This window comes from Rhodococcus sp. IEGM 1330 (genome assembly GCF_033142445.1).
Lineage (GTDB): Bacteria > Actinomycetota > Actinomycetes > Mycobacteriales > Mycobacteriaceae > Rhodococcoides.
The window spans coordinates 1-16293 of the sequence record NZ_JAWLSB010000001.1 but is presented as its reverse complement, the minus strand read 5'-3'; the positions used below and the strand labels follow the sequence as shown (position 1 = coordinate 16293).

The 16293-nt window shown below is 61.3% G+C and carries 12 protein-coding genes and 1 pseudogene; 3 read left to right on the top strand and 10 right to left on the bottom strand.

All coding sequences use genetic code 11. The features are described 5' to 3' along the window. Nucleotides 1–59: 59 nt before the first annotated feature. Complete coding sequence (locus tag R4P57_RS00065; RefSeq protein WP_317800862.1) at nucleotides 60–3536, bottom strand: indolepyruvate ferredoxin oxidoreductase family protein; 3477 nt, start codon at nucleotides 3534–3536, stop codon at nucleotides 60–62. 151 nt (nucleotides 3537–3687) lie between these two features. Here R4P57_RS00065 and R4P57_RS00060 point away from each other — a divergent pair, with 151 nt between their 5' ends. Beyond that, the gene (locus R4P57_RS00060) at nucleotides 3688–4191 is read left to right on the top strand and encodes an Lrp/AsnC family transcriptional regulator (RefSeq protein WP_317800861.1); all 504 of its coding nucleotides are present in this window, start codon (nucleotides 3688–3690) and stop codon (nucleotides 4189–4191) included. Nucleotides 4192–5195: 1004 nt separating this feature from the next. Here R4P57_RS00060 and R4P57_RS00055 read toward each other — a convergent pair. After that, complete coding sequence (locus tag R4P57_RS00055) at nucleotides 5196–5819, bottom strand: stage II sporulation protein M (protein ID WP_317800860.1); 624 nt, start codon at nucleotides 5817–5819, stop codon at nucleotides 5196–5198. Between the two features lie 98 nt (nucleotides 5820–5917). Here R4P57_RS00055 and R4P57_RS00050 point away from each other — a divergent pair, with 98 nt between their 5' ends. Both R4P57_RS00050 and R4P57_RS00045 read left to right on the top strand, forming a co-directional pair. Continuing rightward, nucleotides 5918–6499 carry a helix-turn-helix domain-containing protein gene (locus tag R4P57_RS00050; protein ID WP_317800859.1) on the top strand — a complete coding sequence of 194 codons (582 nt, stop codon included), beginning with the start codon at nucleotides 5918–5920 and terminating at the stop codon, nucleotides 6497–6499. Between the two features lie 288 nt (nucleotides 6500–6787). Continuing rightward, a complete protein-coding gene (locus R4P57_RS00045) occupies nucleotides 6788–8536 on the top strand; it encodes a CocE/NonD family hydrolase (RefSeq protein ID WP_317800858.1) in 1749 nt (582 codons plus the stop codon). Between the two features lie 137 nt (nucleotides 8537–8673). Here the strand turns inward: R4P57_RS00045 and R4P57_RS00040 are convergent, their stop codons facing one another. From R4P57_RS00040 to R4P57_RS00005, 8 genes and pseudogenes are all read right to left on the bottom strand, one after another. Next, complete coding sequence (locus tag R4P57_RS00040) at nucleotides 8674–9786, bottom strand: hypothetical protein (RefSeq protein ID WP_317800857.1); 1113 nt, start codon at nucleotides 9784–9786, stop codon at nucleotides 8674–8676. Then, nucleotides 9779–10507 carry a hypothetical protein gene (locus tag R4P57_RS00035; protein ID WP_317800856.1) on the bottom strand — a complete coding sequence of 243 codons (729 nt, stop codon included), beginning with the start codon at nucleotides 10505–10507 and terminating at the stop codon, nucleotides 9779–9781. Before R4P57_RS00035 ends, R4P57_RS00040 begins: the two co-directional genes overlap by 8 nt. Further along, nucleotides 10494–11099 carry a hypothetical protein gene (locus R4P57_RS00030; RefSeq protein ID WP_317800855.1) on the bottom strand — a complete coding sequence of 202 codons (606 nt, stop codon included), beginning with the start codon at nucleotides 11097–11099 and terminating at the stop codon, nucleotides 10494–10496. Before R4P57_RS00030 ends, R4P57_RS00035 begins: the two co-directional genes overlap by 14 nt. A gap of 385 nt (nucleotides 11100–11484) precedes the next feature. Next, nucleotides 11485–12261, bottom strand: coding sequence for a GIY-YIG nuclease family protein (locus tag R4P57_RS00025; protein ID WP_317800854.1), 777 nt, complete (start codon nucleotides 12259–12261; stop codon nucleotides 11485–11487). A 410-nt stretch (nucleotides 12262–12671) separates the two neighbouring features. Continuing rightward, nucleotides 12672–12967: pseudogene (locus tag R4P57_RS00020) on the bottom strand (tyrosine-type recombinase/integrase); the annotation flags it as partial. A 67-nt stretch (nucleotides 12968–13034) separates the two neighbouring features. Beyond that, nucleotides 13035–13742 (bottom strand): 2-keto-4-pentenoate hydratase, encoded by a 708-nt coding sequence (locus tag R4P57_RS00015; protein ID WP_317800853.1) that lies wholly within the window; start codon nucleotides 13740–13742, stop codon nucleotides 13035–13037. Nucleotides 13743–13932: 190 nt separating this feature from the next. Then, a complete protein-coding gene (locus R4P57_RS00010) occupies nucleotides 13933–15117 on the bottom strand; it encodes an enolase C-terminal domain-like protein (RefSeq protein ID WP_317800852.1) in 1185 nt (394 codons plus the stop codon). 103 nt (nucleotides 15118–15220) lie between these two features. Next, a partial coding sequence (locus tag R4P57_RS00005) for a thiamine pyrophosphate-dependent enzyme (RefSeq protein ID WP_317800851.1) occupies nucleotides 15221–16293 on the bottom strand: 1073 nt, incomplete at its 5' end.

The following is a 16293-nucleotide window of genomic DNA, read 5'->3' as shown; positions in this document are numbered from 1 at the left end:
ACAAAGTACTGCTCTCCGTGTCGTCCACGGCTATGGCGGTCTTCGGCTCCGGCTGTCGTCTAATTGGACCCGAGCACTGGTCGATCGATTCCGAGGCGCTCGAGTGTGTCGAGGTAGGTGGTGATGTTGCGTAGTTTGACGTCTTCGTACCCGCGGATGAGGTCGGCGGCCTGGGCGAAGTCGACAGCTACGGCGTAGGTGTCGATCGACAAGGTGGACGTCAATTCGCGCACGATCGACTCGTAGTGCGCCAGTAGAATGCGTTCGATGCGACGGACTTTGGCGTATCCGAACGGATCGAACGGTGTGCCGCGTAGGAACCGGCCTCGTGCCAGAACTTTCAGCGCTATGTGGCTCCTAGGCCCCATACCGATCTTCTTCTTCCGCCCCAGAGCTTTCAGTGCTGGCGGGTGGAGCTTGTAGGTCAGGTTCTTCCCGCCGGGGACCTCGGCTGCGACCGAGGTAACGAATGCGGGGTCGGTGAGCATCCGCGCGACCTCGTATTCGTCCTTGTAGGCCATCAGCTTGTGCAGCCCGTGCGCCACGGCGTCGGTGTAAGCAGAACTGGTACCGACAGATTGGTCGGCGTCCCACACCGACTGGAGGATGGACAGGTATCGGCGCGCATGACCTTTGCCTTGATACGACATCAACTGTGCTGCACGTCGTTTCACTAGGTCGAATGTGTCGCCCTCGATCGTCAGGCCTTCGAGCAGATCGGCGGGAACCTCGGTGTCGCTGCGCGTGGACGCGGCGCGCGGCAACACCGCTTCCGAGAAGATCTCCGGTTCGGCCACGTGAGTGCGGCCCCAACGGAACGCGGCGATGTTCGCCGCCACGGCAACCCCGTTGATGGTGATCGCCTCTTCGATCGATTCCGCTGGAATCGGCAGACCACCGGCTTGGTATGCGGCACCGACGAGGATGAAATTGGCGGCGGCGGTGTTGCCGAAGAGGATGTCCGATGCGGCAAGGGCATCGAAGGCGTAGATGTGCGCGGACCGCGCTGCTAGTCGGCCGGTGAGGTCGTCGTCGGCCGGATACTGAACCGATGGGTCGTACACCATGTCGCCGGTGGGGGTTTTGCTCGTGGAAGCGATTGTGATGGTTCGATCGGCATCGGCGTACCCGACGTTCTTGGCGTCGGCGGCGGTCAGGAGATCGAAGGCGAGGATGCAGTCGGCCGAGGATGGGCTGATGCGGTTCGATGATTCATTGCGTTCGGTCGCGAGGCGTAGGTGCGAGGTGACCGGACCGGCTTTTTGACTCAAGCCGGTTTGATCCAGTCCCTCCACATGAAGACCCGCGCGCAGCGCCGCCATTCCGAGTACCTGATTGACCGTGACGATTCCTGTCCCGCCGATTCCGGCAAGGAAGACATTGTGAGTGCGGGTCAGCGCGCTGCGTTCCGGCTCGGGCAGGGACGGTGCCTCGGGAACCGCGGTGCGTGCAGGCTTGGTGCCCTCGGGGATTTCCACAGTCACGAACGAGGGGCAATCGCCTTCGAGGCAGGAATAGTCGGTGTTGCACGAGCTCTGGTCGATGGTGGTCTTGCGCCCGAATTCGGTGTCGATCGGTTGTACCGACAGACAGTTGCTCTTGACCCCGCAGTCGCCGCACCCTTCGCAGACGGCCTCGTTGATCACCACACGAGTGCGGCGTGCTGGGAGGTGGCCGCGCTTGCGCTTACGACGCGCTTCGGCGGCGCATTGCTGGTCGTAGATCAGAACGGTGACACCGGGTGTGTCGCGCAGAATGCGCTGAGCTTCGTCGAGTCGTTCACGTTCCCACAGTGTCGTTCCTGCTGCGAGGGAGGCACCGCGGTGACGTTCGGGTTCGTCGGCGCAGATGATGATTTTCCGGACGCCTTCGGAGGCCAGTTTGCGGGTCAGTTCCGGGACGGTGAGCCCGGCTTCGGCGTCTTGGGCTCCGGTCATGGCGACGGCCGAGTTGTAGAGAATCTTGTAGGTGATGTTCACCCCGGCAGCAATGCAGGCTTGCACTGCGAGTTGGCCCGAGTGGAAGTAGGTTCCGTCGCCGACGTTCTGAAAGATGTGGTCGATGTCGGTGAAGGCGGACTGACCGATCCACTGTGCGCCCTCGCCGCCCATCTGGGTCAGCCCTGTCACCTGTGAATCGGTCCGCGAGGACATGGTGACGAGCGTGTGGCAGCCGATGCCGCCGCCGGCGAGAGACCCTTCGGGTACCGCGGTGGACCGGTTGTGCGGGCATCCCGAGCAGAAGTACGGTGCCCGCTTGGCGGGCAGAACGGTCAGATCCAGCACAGGCGGTGGCGGCTTCGGCAGGTCGGCATATCCGTCGAGGATCCGGCGCAGCGGACGTATCAGCCGTGCGGCGGTGAGCTCTCCGTCCGACGGCACGAGAGGCTTGCGGTCCGAGTCTTGTTTACCGACGATACGAGGGGCACCGGTCGATCCGTACAGTATTTCTTTGATCTGAGTTTCGACGAACGCCGTTTTGTCCTCGACGACCATGACCGCTTCGAGGCCGTCGGCGAACTGCCCAATCTTCTTCTCGCCCAGCGGGAAAGGCATGCCGATACGCATTACGCGGATGCCGAGATCGAACAGTCGCTCGGAATCGAGCTCCAGTTCGTCGAGGGCTTGACGGACGCTGTCATAGGCAGTTCCGACCGCCACGATGCCCAGGTGCGCGTGCTTCGGATAGATATCGATGCTGTCGATGTCGTTCGCTTCGTTGAACCGGCGCACCATTTCCCAGCGCGGGCCGTACATATCGGCCTCGGCGAGCAGGCTGTCGGGCGGGGAAGCGAGAATGCGTTGACGGTAGCTCCACGGCCGACCCTCCCACTCCATCTCGGGTCGCTCGATGGTGAAGTCCGCAAAGTCTCGGTCCATAGTCCAGATACCGTCCGCGACGTCGGCAACGAGCTTCATCGACGACCAGCACCCCGACACCCGAGACAACTCGACGCCGAGCAAGCCGAAGGCGATCACTTCCTCGGCGTTACGCGGAAAGAAGATCGGCATTCCCAATGCGGCCAAGGACTTTTCACTCGCCGCGGGGACACTGGACGACTTCGCGGCTGGGTCGTCCCCGACGAGCACGAGCACACCCCCCGAAGGGTGGGCACCATACATGGTGCCGTGACGAAGCGAATCGCTCGCCCGGTCGAGACCGGGCCCCTTCCCGTACCACACGCCGACGATGCCGTCATGTGTGCGTTGACCTTTCGGCAATTCCATCTGACTGCCCCACACGGACGTGGCAGCCAATTCTTCGTTCATGCCGGGCACCAGACGTACGTCGTGCTCGTCCTTCAACTCCGGAATCCCGGCCAGAAGACGGTCGAGACCCGCCAAGGGGCTCCCCTGATAGCCCGAGACGAACGTCGCAATACTCGTGCCGGCCCGTCGATCACGCTCGTGCTGTTCGACCAACTGCCGCGCAATTGCCTGCACCCCTGTCATCAGCACAGGACCTGACGTGATCCGGTACCGATCGCCGAGGTCGACGACGCGGGCAACGATCCGTGATTCTTCGACCTGAGTCATGAGGTGAGTCCAATCGGTGCATCTGAAACGGAAGCAACCTTGCATTTACTCCACCAAGACTGCATCTGTACGCTCGGACGATCAATAGATTCCACTACAACTATTCATATCGTTCAGCCAGTAACGGCCATCACGTTTGGAGTTGGACCGAATGCTCAACATCGACAGGCTCGACATCGAATTGCTCGGTGCGCTCTCGCGCAACGCACGGATGGGCATCATGGAACTGGCGTCCACTCTCGGAGTAGCACGCAACACGGTCCAAGCACGGCTGAGCCGCATGATCGACGAACACTATCTAGTCGGCTTCCGACCCGAGATCGACCTGACTGAGATCGGAATCGCAGTCCAGGCGTTCATGGCGTTGGAGTTGCAACAGGGCAGGTTGCAGTCCGTGGTCGATGCACTCACATCGATGCCGGAAGTACTCGAAATCCACGCCACGACGGGCCGTGAGGATTTGCTGGTTCGTGTCGCCACCACCACGCAAGCCGAGCTACAGGACCTGATTCAGAAGGTGGTGTCAGTGCAGGGGGTTTCGCACTCGAGTACGACTCTCGCCTTGACCACGCCGCTGCACTACCGAATCCAACCACTGCTCGAGCATCTCGGTCAGCAACGTGGATGGGGACGATCGACCCCCATTCCCCGGTGACCTCTCCCCCAGCCACACCTTTCGTCGCACGGCGGGAACACCGAATGGATGACGGGATACACGAACGCGACGTTCCGTCGACGGGTAGACGACCAGCCACAGACGCAGAAATCACAGTTCGCACCAAGACCGAAAAAGGATAGGAGTCGGCGGCGACGTAGGTCACCGACACATACGGAAAAACTGTGTTGAACAAGCGTTTCTCTATCGATGATGCGGAGAATGCAATTTACGTTGGCGACATCCGAGAATGCTTCATCGAAGGCGTAGCTCTCGTCGCGGTGCCTGCCTATTTACGAAACCTGTTTCAGCACAACATTTTCGACAAGAGAAGCTGAGAGTTCGCGGGTGTCGACGAGGTCAGACAGCCCGAGTTGCGACAGCCTCGTGGCACCGAGCCGCACGCAGAGACAACCATTCAACGCGAAAACCAACCCTGAGCTCCACGAATGCGGATACGTCGACGGAGAACGTACCTCCGCCCTGGATCTGAAACCCGCTGTCTCGGTCGCCTACTCAGATCCCCGGAAGGCCGCCGACGACCACGTGACCACCCGAAACCCACTGTCTCGATCCAGAAATCTGGATCCATATGGACTCTGGTGCCCCCAGTCGGACTCGAACCGACACTGTGCGGATTTCCAGTCCCTGGAAGTGGATCCACCCAGACTTCCGTGGACTCGATATTTGTTTGTTCACAACGCTTTTCGTGCATCACTGTCCAGCCCAGTCCAGGACCGAACGTACCGACTTGTGACACTCTCGTGACACCGAACTGCCGCCGATCCTCCGACACCGGACAGTCCTGATCGGTGTCGGACAGCCACGGTATCGGGTGGACGGAGAGCGTCCTGGCGCATCGACGCTCTGTGCGGACTCGTGACAACGAGACTCATTCGTCGCGAACCCATACCGCTCTGGGACTGCCCCCTGCCCGTTCCGCGTGGAGTTTGGTTCGTGGCTTCGGGACCACGGTTGTGAACGAGTCGACGATCGAGTTCGTCCTAGCTGGTGTTCGCTATCACGCGGGGTATGAGGTGGATGATCTCGTAGGCTTCGTAGAACGCGCCGACGATGAACAGTGGGGCTGCGCCCAGGGTGAGCCAGCCGAGTTGCGTTAGGCCGTGGCGATATCCCTGAGCACGCGTCATCGGGGGCGGCGGGCGGATCCACGATTTGCCGAGGATGTAGGACCCGAGCATGACGAGAATGTAGGCCTGAAACTCGATCAGCAGTGTAAGGGAATGCGGGAGGAGAATATTGGCGTAGACCTCGTTGGTGGGTGCAAGTGTGACGCCGAAGCTGAAGGCGCGAAAAGCGAATACTGCAGTGCCCAGAAATGGCACGATAAGTGACGGTAACGCTATCTGTACAAGTGCCGTCGGTACTACGTTGATCGTCAGGATCGTCAAGCCGAAGAGCCAAACGCTGTGCTTGACGGCATCCACGATCGAGGCATTTCCGCCGACCTCGCCCTGGAATGGGTCGAGACCCATGGTCTGTAGATCAGGGAAAAGCACGGTTACGCCCATGCCGAGCACGAACAGGCCGTATACCAGCCCGTTCAGCGCTAGGTAGGGGCGTAGGTGGGTGTGGATGATCTCAGGGGGTCTACGGAGCAATCGCATTGTGGATCCTCTCAATCTCATATGAACCGTTCTGGTCCTATTCAGACCGATTCGGTTCATAACCTACCATATCGGTCCTAACTGGTAAGCTGCCAACCATGCCCCGTCAGTCGAAAGAAGAAATCGATGCCGAGATCGTGGATCGCGCATCGGCGTTGTTCGCACGTCACGGATATCAGCACACGTCGCTGCAGCAAGTCGCTGATGCCGCCGGGTACTCGAAAGCCGGCTTGTTGCACAGATTTTCCACCAAGGAAGCTATCTATCTCGCGGCCGTGCATTCCGCGTTGGGAAGGATGAACGCCCTTGTCGAGGAGATCGCCGAGATCCCTGCCGGGGCCGAGCGCACTCGCGCCGTGTTCGAAGCGTTGGTCGACGCGACAACACAGTGGCCGGGAACCGCTGCGTTCTTGCAGACAGTCGTCAACGACAATCCTGCGGATGCGGCGCCCGAACTGGTGCAGGCAGGCGCAGCGTTGGTCGCCGCCTTGGGGTCGAGCCCAGAGGGGATGTCCGATGACGCGCTGGTCCGGTTGATCAGCGCGACAGCAGGGCTACAGGCGGCGGCGTCGACGGCAGCGCGCCGGGACCGAGCGCGACAATGGCGGCCTTTGATCGTGGCCGCGGCTATGGATGCAATCGGTCCCGCACGGCTCGACGGCCCAGCCAACGCAGATTGACGGAGTTCTTCAGACTCGGACGGAACGAGTGGTGGCCCGGCGGCGCTGGTGTCGCTACAGCGAACAGGTCGAACCTTTCACGGGCAGTTCGAGATGTGCGAGGTATATCGCCGCACCCGTGCCGTCGCATGCGCCCTGTAATGCCGCATGATCTTTCGTCTGCACTCCGCCTTCGTATCTGAAGTGCCTCATCGGATGATAAATGTAATGGACGAGTCGGGTAATATGCACCAATAATGATGCTGTGGCGCACTGTTTTTCACGAACTGCGGCATCCAAGATCAAAGCATGAACGAGACCACACCCAGTCCGAAAGTCCGATATCGAGTAGGCGCAGTAGCGGCCGCACTGCCGCTGGTGTTCGCGCTCGCAGCATGTGCACCGGAAACTGCGCCGGTGCAGGTGGCTACCGACACCGGCGCAGTCACGCACAGCGGGAACGATCGTGTGCCGGAGGGCGCGTCTTGGACGCAGCACTTCTTTCCATCGTCGGTACCCTCTTCGCCGGACGGTACCGAGGTCGAACTGCACGCCGATGTCCTTCTGCCGGAGGACTTGCCGGAGGGTGAGAAGCTACCGGTGATTCTTTCTGTGGGCTCGTACTTTGGCCATTCCGGACAAATTGGGGTCGAAGATTTCGAGCACACCGGTCCCTCCGATCGGTTCGGCAACCTCATCGAAGAAGGCGACATTTTCGATCGCGGATATGCACTCGTCATGGTCGACCTGCGCGGCTTCGGCGGATCCAACGGATGCCTGGACTTCATCGGCACCGGCGAGCAAGCAGATGTCGAAGCCGCCATCGATTGGGCTGCTACCCAGCCCTGGTCGACCGGATCAGTGGGTATGTACGGCAAATCCTACGACGCGATCACCGGCCTGGTCGGGAACAATCTCGATCAGGACTCGCTGAAAGCTGTTGTTGCGCAGGAACCCATCTGGGACCTGTACCGCAACAACCGCTCCAATGGAGTCCCGAGAAGCCCCATGGTCCTCACCGCGAACTCGTACAACACCATCGCGAAACTCCCTCAGATGCCCGACGACGACGAGCGCTACCGCGCGAACGCCGACTTCGAGACGGCGAACCCCGGTTGCGAGGTTGTGAATTCGCTCGGCTATCAGACGGCGGACCCGAATTCGGACTTTTGGTCGACCCGTGATCTGGCTGCGCGAAGCGCGGGCACCGATACCCCACTCCTGTTCACCCAGGGCTTGCTCGAATGGAACACCGAAGCAGAGGCAATGGACGAGTTTCTCGCCAATCACGATGGTGTCGAGCGCGGTTGGCTCGGGCCCTGGGACCACGTCCGGGGTGACGACCGCGACGAGAACGGCACTCTGAAAATGGGCCGCGAAGGATGGATCGAGGAAGTCATGTCGTTCTACGATCAGCACCTCAAAGGCATCGAGCCTTCCGCGGAATACCCCGCTTACGCCATCCAGGACAACACCGGAACCTGGCGCGCCCAGGACACCTGGCCCGTCAGCGACACGACCGTCGAACTTCCGATCGGCGGCGGAACATATCTGGACGACGGCGCGGAGGGCGACCCGGCCGACGAGACCGGCAACAGTTTCATTCTTCGATCGACACCCCTCGCAGCCGACACCCGCATCACCATCACCCCGCGTATTTCCCTCGACGCGGTCGGGCACGGGAACGTGATGGTCAAGCTCTACGACGTTGCCCCAGACGGGACAGCAATCCTGTTCGACGAGCAAGTCTCTCCCGTCAAGACCGGCCCTGTAGCCATGGACCTCAAGTCCACCGATTGGACGATCAAGTCCGGCAATGCCCTCGCCGTACAGATCGGCACAATTGAGGCAGGCCCGCTTGGTGATTGGATCGACACGCCGTCGAACGAGACAATCACCGTCACGAACGCACGACTCCAACTAGCGCTCGACGACCCAGCCGACGACACCACCACGCAAGGCGAGCGTGCACTGTTCCTCGACACCTACCTCAGCTTCTCCACGATCCCATTGCCTGACGGCGAACCGAGCTTCAACGTGCCGCCCGCACGCGGCTGATCCATCAGTTTCCGCACTGTCAAGAGAGGATCGCGGCTCCAACGGACCGATAGCCGAGAGCTGCAACAATGCGCCGGTCGAGCCGTGGCCGTGGCCGTGGCGACATCCGGCCGGGTGCTGGGTACCTCGTGGATTCGTTACCGCCCGGCCCAAGGCGAACGTAAGTCGCCGATGCGTCCGTAGGCGACCATTTCGGTCCAGAATGCGCACAGGCCGGATGCCCATTGCTCGGCCGTGAGGGGAAGGGCCGGCGGGTGATATCCGTAGTGGTCGATCCACGTGCGGTCAGTTGGGCGTACGCGTAGTTCCGGCTCGGTCGGGATGGGTACGTGGGCGTCGTAGAGAGCGGGGCTGCCGGTGAGCTGGTAGACCAGCCTCGCAATCCGGCCTTCGAGGTCGAGCGAGAGCGGCACGAAGCGGGTGTCCACCACACCGCGGATACGAAGCCTGTCGGCGAGAACAGTGAACGTATCGAGGGTGCCGGGGTCGGCGTTGCGGCTGTCGACACGGACTCGCCATCTACCGTCGGGGGTCGTCCTCGGGTCGAGATAGCGGGCAGTGGCCGCATACGGACCGAATGTCGAGAGACGTTGTTGCAGTGACGTGTTGCCCGCACTGGGCGCGAGTTTGCGCACGGCGTTCTCGGTCGGGTTGTCGATCCGAGACCAATCGAAGTTGTCGGGCGCGAGCACGGGCGTGGCGGTGCGGTCGAGGATGACCCCGAACCGGAACGACGCCGCCGCCGCCGCGGCAATCGAATCTCGGCCGTCACGGTATTCGTACGCATGGTCGGCCCACCGATCACCCAGCGCGGCACGGACCCACCCCTCAGCTTCGGTCACCGGGATCGGTGCATCCGGAGGACCGATCGTCCGCAGCGGGGGTTCCGTCGGCGGTAGTTGTCGACCGACAACACGCACCCGTACGAAGACCGGTCCGGTCTCGGATGGGAAGGTGCCGAGATCGTCGGTGTACGGGCGAAAGCTACACGCGACGAAGACGCGGATCGTCTCGTCCCGTGATGCTGTTCCCTGGAGCCGCTCGTGCGGGCCCAGGCGGTCATCGGAACGGCCTCGAGAGGTCACCAGAAGTTGGATGTGATTGTGCAGTCTCGTGATCACGGCGGGATGGCTGCGACTCACGAATTGCGCCACCATGCGAACGTCCCCCATTTGCGCGGCGGTGAGCTCGCCCGGAGCGGTCGCCGCCCGCACGTTCGTCGGATCGGTCGGACAAATCCCGTCAGTCATGGCGTCGACCTCCGGCGCGGCGGTGCGGGAACTCGCGCACCAGTTCCGGGTGGCACCCACGCAAATACAACCCGGTGAATGTGAGCGCGTCGTCGGCGAGCCAGTGCCAACTCTCCCGCGGCCACGTCGCGGCCTCGGCGCGCGCATCGGCAACGGTCGTCACACCGGTGTCGCTGTGCCGCAGGATCACCGAGCCGTCGTCCCAGTCGATAGATGATGCGCGAGCATCGAGAGGACGGTGCGCAGCGATGATCTCGAGGTCAGCGTCGATCTCGAACGCCTCGTGCTGAACCCGCCTCCGAAACGCACTGTCCAACAGCGTGTCCTGCGTCAACGACGCCGCGAACCACGGTCCATCACCACCCTCGGCCTGCACCAGCAGCGCCGACACAGCGCCCACCACACCGACGTGCCGCCGCGTCACAGGCGCAGTGACGATAGCCAGACCGTCGTCGACGAGCACAACCGGCGCATTGTCGAGACCAAGGCATTCCCTCGAAGTGGTAGGCACCCCGAAGTATTCGTCGTACTCACCGGACAACAACTCGTCGAGCAGAGGACCTGTCGCACGGCGCGCCACTGCCCACCGATCCTGCCGGTCGATCGCATCGACGAGTTGACCGACAAAGGCGATGAAGCCTCCCCGGCCGGTACCGGAGCCGAGACGGTTCGCCGTCACAGCACGATCACCGAAAACGACGCCGGCCTCATACCGGGTCATCGCCCGCATCGACCGAGGCATGGTCACCAACGACAGTGCCCTCAGCCCCGATGGTCCCAGCACCCTTGGGCGAGCGTACGAACCACCCGCCGGAGTCCCCGGCAGCCATCGGCGCTACGACCTCCGACCAGCCCACAAACCCTGCGGCGGTGAGTATGTCGCGTTCGGTACGTGGACGTTCGGTCGGGAAGGCGCGCCACGTCGCGATGAGTTCCTGCACAGATTCGAGCACGGTGATCTCGGGACCGCTGTCCGGGTGCGCCATCGGTGCGGCGGGGACATCACTCCACAGGTGCGCCCCAATGGCCGGGTGCACGAACCCGTCTGCGATGCGCGCCGACATCATCCTGCTGTGCGCCCGCGCGCCCGCCGCGCATACGCCGTCTCCACGATCAGCACCGAGACCGAAGAACAACTCCTCGGCGAGTCGATAATGTTCCTGGTTGATGCGCGACCCGTCCGCGACGCGCTTGTCACCGGATCTGAACCGTGTGAATCGGGAGAGCACCCCCGCCACCACAGCCGCGGTGTCGGGCGGGATCAGCGGCGGCACCAACGCCAGGTCACCGTGGACAGCCGACAGATAGCCCATACACGCGATAGGGAATCTGCTCCAGTCGCTCCCCCCACCGCCACCCCCGACGCGGTGAAGACGAAGTTGTCGAACAGATCTCGGTGGAACGGCGGTAATCGGCGCATCGCATCTGCATCGGCCAGTGACACACCGTCGTAGACAAACCGTTCGAGGGTTCGACCCTCGACTTCCTGCAACCACATATGAAAGCCCGCGCACTAGGGGGCCGCCGAACGAAGCCGACGGGCGCGAGATCACCAGGCACCAGTAAACACGCCCGGACTTCCGAGCACAACGACAAGCAGTGCATGTGCAGCCTCGACGAACGAAACGTCATGCACTAAGGGCGCACCAGCACAGCGTTATCGGCGCTAGTTCCACCGGGACCCCAACCAAGCCTTGATCACACTTCCGGCTGCGACAGAACGCTGGTCGGCCAGCTACCGCGACTCTGAAAGTATTGTGTTGCTTCGGGTTCCTCTGTGTACTCCAACAAGTTCCCCACTTTTTGAGCCAACACCTTACGCACTTGACTGGGCTCGGCGAAGAAGAATTCTCGCCTGACGTTCGCGTGGTTCAGTCGACGAGTCGTGAAAGCCGCGCGGAGTGCTCCCTCCAGGGCAACGGCGTCGTCAGAGAAGTACAACGCGTGCACATCGAATGGGAACGGTACCGAGGCGCTCCCCAATTCGCGGACCCGGTCCATTGGTTCGAGCCGCCGCGTCATACCAAACTTGACCACATCCGGGCCGAATGCGCCTCGTTTGCTGATCACATACACATAGCCGGCGCGAATATTGGCACGTCGATAGTCGTTCTGCTCGATGGCCTGGTCGAGGTCGTGCAACTTGTCTCGAATACGCTGAGCCTCCTCATCGGTGCGGCCGGCCATGGAGTCGAGCACGTGCTGATAATGCGCTCGTTCCTTGTCGAGCTTTTCCCCCTGCGCGGCCAATTCCAGCTCGACCTTCTTTTCCTCTCGGAGGCGTTCGCGCTCCTCGCGTTGAGCGAGTTTTTCTTCTTGGACTTTCATCATGTAATCAGCTGTGAGCTCGAGTTCTTCTACCCGGAGTCTGTGATAAGTCTCGGCGACATGCATCTGCATCATGTCTCCGAGCTTGGCGATCGTGGCAGCTGCCTTCTCCAGCTTGTGGCTTTCTGTGACACCGAGCCATGGCACGCGAGGCAATACCCACTCCTACGAAAGCGCGCTGGGCACAAAGCAATGGTCGTTCGTTTACAACAGCTGAACCGAATTAACGTCGACCAAGCGCGCAGTTTGTACAAGCAGATCTCCGCACATGGTTGGAACAAGAACGAACCTATCGATGTCGACAATGAGCGTGCAATCTGGCTAGGCCGCGCCCTCGCCCAGCGCTATACAGGCGAGAATCCACTCGGCGAGGCGGCGCGTCTTACTGGCCTAGACCGCTCGTACTTCGAGTCATGGACAGATTGGGAAACTGTTGTGCCTGCGAACGTAATTGAGCTGCATCCTTGTCGTCCAACGTCACGGGTGCCCGCGTCGTACTCGCGCTGCTAGGAGTGGGTCCCGAGCTACATTCGTTCGCTCTACGGAAACCTTCCTGGCTACAAGCCGATGTCGGTGACCGCATTCCCTACCGGGGCGCGTGCTCGCGGCGATACACCTCGACGGAGGCGACGCTGGCGTGGCCGGTTTGGCGGGCGACGGCGGATCCGTTGGCACCGTTGCGTGTGCCTTGGGTGACAAAGTCGGCGCGTAAGGAGTGCCCGCCCAGTTTGGCGATCGCGGCCGGGTCGTAGCCGGCGTGTTCGGCGCGGCGGCGGATGGCTTGGTGGATCGCGGCCCCGGACAGTGCGGTTGCACCGAGGTTCCCGTTCTCGGCGAAGGCCCGGAGTAGTGGTTCTTACTCTCTCAAGAGACCCGACGCACCGCCAAGGTCGCCACCTCGACAGAGGGTGCGGAATTACTCATATCGTGAACGTCGCCGTGACATACCCGATTCCTGAGATGGAAGCCGTGTAGGTCGACCCAGGCTTGACGTCGATAACTGGACCGAGAGACCCGGTGAGGATGATATCGCCTGCTCGCAGTGGCGATCCGTGCTCCAAACTCGTATTCGCCAACCACGTCAATGCCTCCCACACACTGTCGAAGGCATCCGATGCTTGTCCATTAGGAACACGCTCACCATCTTCCTTCATGGTTACTGCAATCGCACCGAGTTCGGGAGCATTCGTAGGGTGCGTCGAATCGCCCAGCACGTATGAGCCGAATGACGCATTGTCCGCGATGGTATCGGCCAAGCTGATGTCCCACCCCGCGATCCTGCTATCCAGTATCTCGAAAGACGCGCGAACCTCGCTCACTAATGCAACAGCCTGCTGCATAGAGACCGGTTCCGATATGTCTGCCGCAAGGATGAGCGCAATCTCCGGCTCGATCCGCGGCTGCAACAGTTGACGAGAATCCACAACACCGTCACCACTGACAGCAACGTTGTCGAGGAGGAACCCGAAATCTGGCATGGTTACCCCCAGCTCCTGCTGGACTGCCCGCGAGGTGAGGCCGATCTTGCGGCCCACCACAGTTCTACCTGCCTTTACGTTTGCAACTATGTTGCGAAACTGGATCCTGTATGCGGCGTCGATATCGTCTCGGCCGATCAGGTCACGCACCGGCGCACAGGGTGTGCCCTCCATCGAAGAAGACAAGAGCCTCGCGGCAGCTGCAGTAATCGGTTGTCGCTCTACCGATGTCACGGCACAAACCTCATTTCCAATATCCCAGGTAATACCACTTTAGATCCTCGGTAATACCACTTTAGGGAAACCGACGCCGCATGCAGAACATTTACTCTTCATACAATCATACTTCAATAGTATTTCGCGATTCGATCTTCGAGTCGTCAAGCGCTATACCGAATCCTGACCGCTGAGGAAGTTTCACTCTGCCACCTATCGCTACCGGAGGATCGACCTCGAAGTGATGGCGCAGCGGTACGATATTGACGAGATACTCCACCTTGGGACACACGATGGGCGACTGACTTGCAGCTACGTGTAGCGCCGCGTGAATGTTGTGGCCGTGCGCAATCATCGGGATGGCGTGCAGCTCGGCCATCGCGCATATGCGAACAAGCTCGGTTACACCGCCACACCATTCTGGATCCGACTGTACGACAGCAAGAATTCCTTCATTCAAATACGGTACTAGATCGTTCCGATCGTACAAGTGCTCACCCGCAGCCAGTGGCACCGAAGTGGCCCGGTGTAGCTCCTGGTATGCAGCGAAGTGGCTCGGCAGGAACGGCTCTTCGAGCCAGGTCGGGTTCAACCCTTCCACTCGACGAGTCCACGCTTTGGCATAAGCCAAATCCCATCCACGAAAAGCGTCGAACATCATGTCCGCTTCGTCGCCGATCGCACGTCTGACGCAACGGGCGACCTCCACATTTCGACGTAGACCTTCCTCACCATCGGATGGGCCGTCACCGAGGAACCATTTCTGCCCCTCGAAACCCTCGCCCTTTGCCCAACTCACGCGTTCCTCGACCGAATCCTCGTCAAGAGGTGTGCCCAGCATGCTGGCATAAGCCGGAACATGCGCTCGCGCCGAGCCGCCGAGCAATTGCCACACGGGTGCGTCGAAGACTTTGCCTCTGAGATCCCACAGCGCATTGTCGACCGCGCTCATCGCCATCTTGAAATGACCATGTCGAGAATGCCGGTCGACCCGATCCAGCGCATCCCACGTGATGGTGACAGACAGAGCGTCACGCCCGATGAGCCGCGGACCAATCTGTGCTACCAGTGGCACCACGACCTCCGAATCGATGGGACCGTAAACGCCTTCGACTCCGGCATCCGTACCGATCTGCAGATACCGTGCCGTCATCGAACCACCCGCACCGAACGGATTCTTCGGAACAGTGCGAAATTCAGGATAGATCCTAGCGGCGTTTACCTGCGGCGGCCAACCGCGGTCAGGATTGGCTGGAGAACGTCCAGTAACCTCGACGATCTTGACTCTCGTAATCACAATTTTCTTCAATACAATCTCCGATGGCTTATATTGTTGCGAGCGTGCATTTTCGACTCTAATGGAACTGTCGCGGGATCCTACCGAGCGCTGCTACCCGTGTGCAGCGGCTTGATCAACTTGGCGCAAACAGGGCGGTCGGCGCCTGATCGGGGCCATCGGCCAGTTCCTCGAATTCATTGATCGCATCGATGTCATTCCCCATGGAGATGTTGGTGACCCGTTCGAGGATGATCTCCACGACGACGGGAACCTTGTGCTCGTTGGCGAGAGTCCTGGCCCGCACCAACGTCTCGCCGATGAGGTCGGGATCGGTCACGCGAAGCGCTTTGCAGCCCAGGCCTTCTGCCACCTGCACGTGGTCGACGCCGTAGCCCTTGGGGATACCGGGCTCAGTGTCCACGGTGTCCTGGTGGTTGATGTTGTCGAACCCCAGCTGCACGCAGAAGTCCATGTCGAACGCGCGCTGCGCCTGCCGGATCAGCCCGAGGTACGAGTTGTTCACCACCACGTGCACGTACGGCAGATTGAACTGCGCACCGACGGCCAGCTCTTCGATCATGAACTGGAAGTCGTAATCTCCCGACAGTGCAACGACATTCGTCTTGGGATCGGCAGCCACGGCCCCGAGCGCCGCGGGGATGGTCCAGCCGAGTGGGCCGGCCTGCCCGCAATTGATCCAGTTGCGGGGAGAGTAGACGTGCAGGAACTGACCGCCCGCGATCTGCGAGAGCCCGATGGTGCTGATGTAGCGGGTGTCGCGGTCGAAGACCTTGTTCATCTCCTCGTACACGCGCTGAGGCTTGATCGGCACGTTGTCGAAGTGCGTGCGCCGATGCATCGTGCGCTTGCGGGTCGCGCAGTCCTCGACCCAGCCCGAGAGATCACGCAGCGTACCTGCCGCCCGGCGCTCTTCGGCGACGGCCACGAACTGCTCGAGGGCGGCCTTGGCGTCGGAGATGATGCCGTAGTCGGGCGCGAAGACGCGTCCGATCTGGGTCGGCTCGATGTCCACGTGGACGAACTTACGGCCCTTGCGGTAGGTCTCCAGTCCGCCCGTATGCCTGTTGGCCCAACGGTTTCCGATGCCGAGCACGAAGTCCGAGGCCAGCATGGTCGCGTTGCCGTACCGGTGCGCGGTCTGCAAACCGACCATGCCTGCAGCGAGACGGTGATCGTCGGGGATGG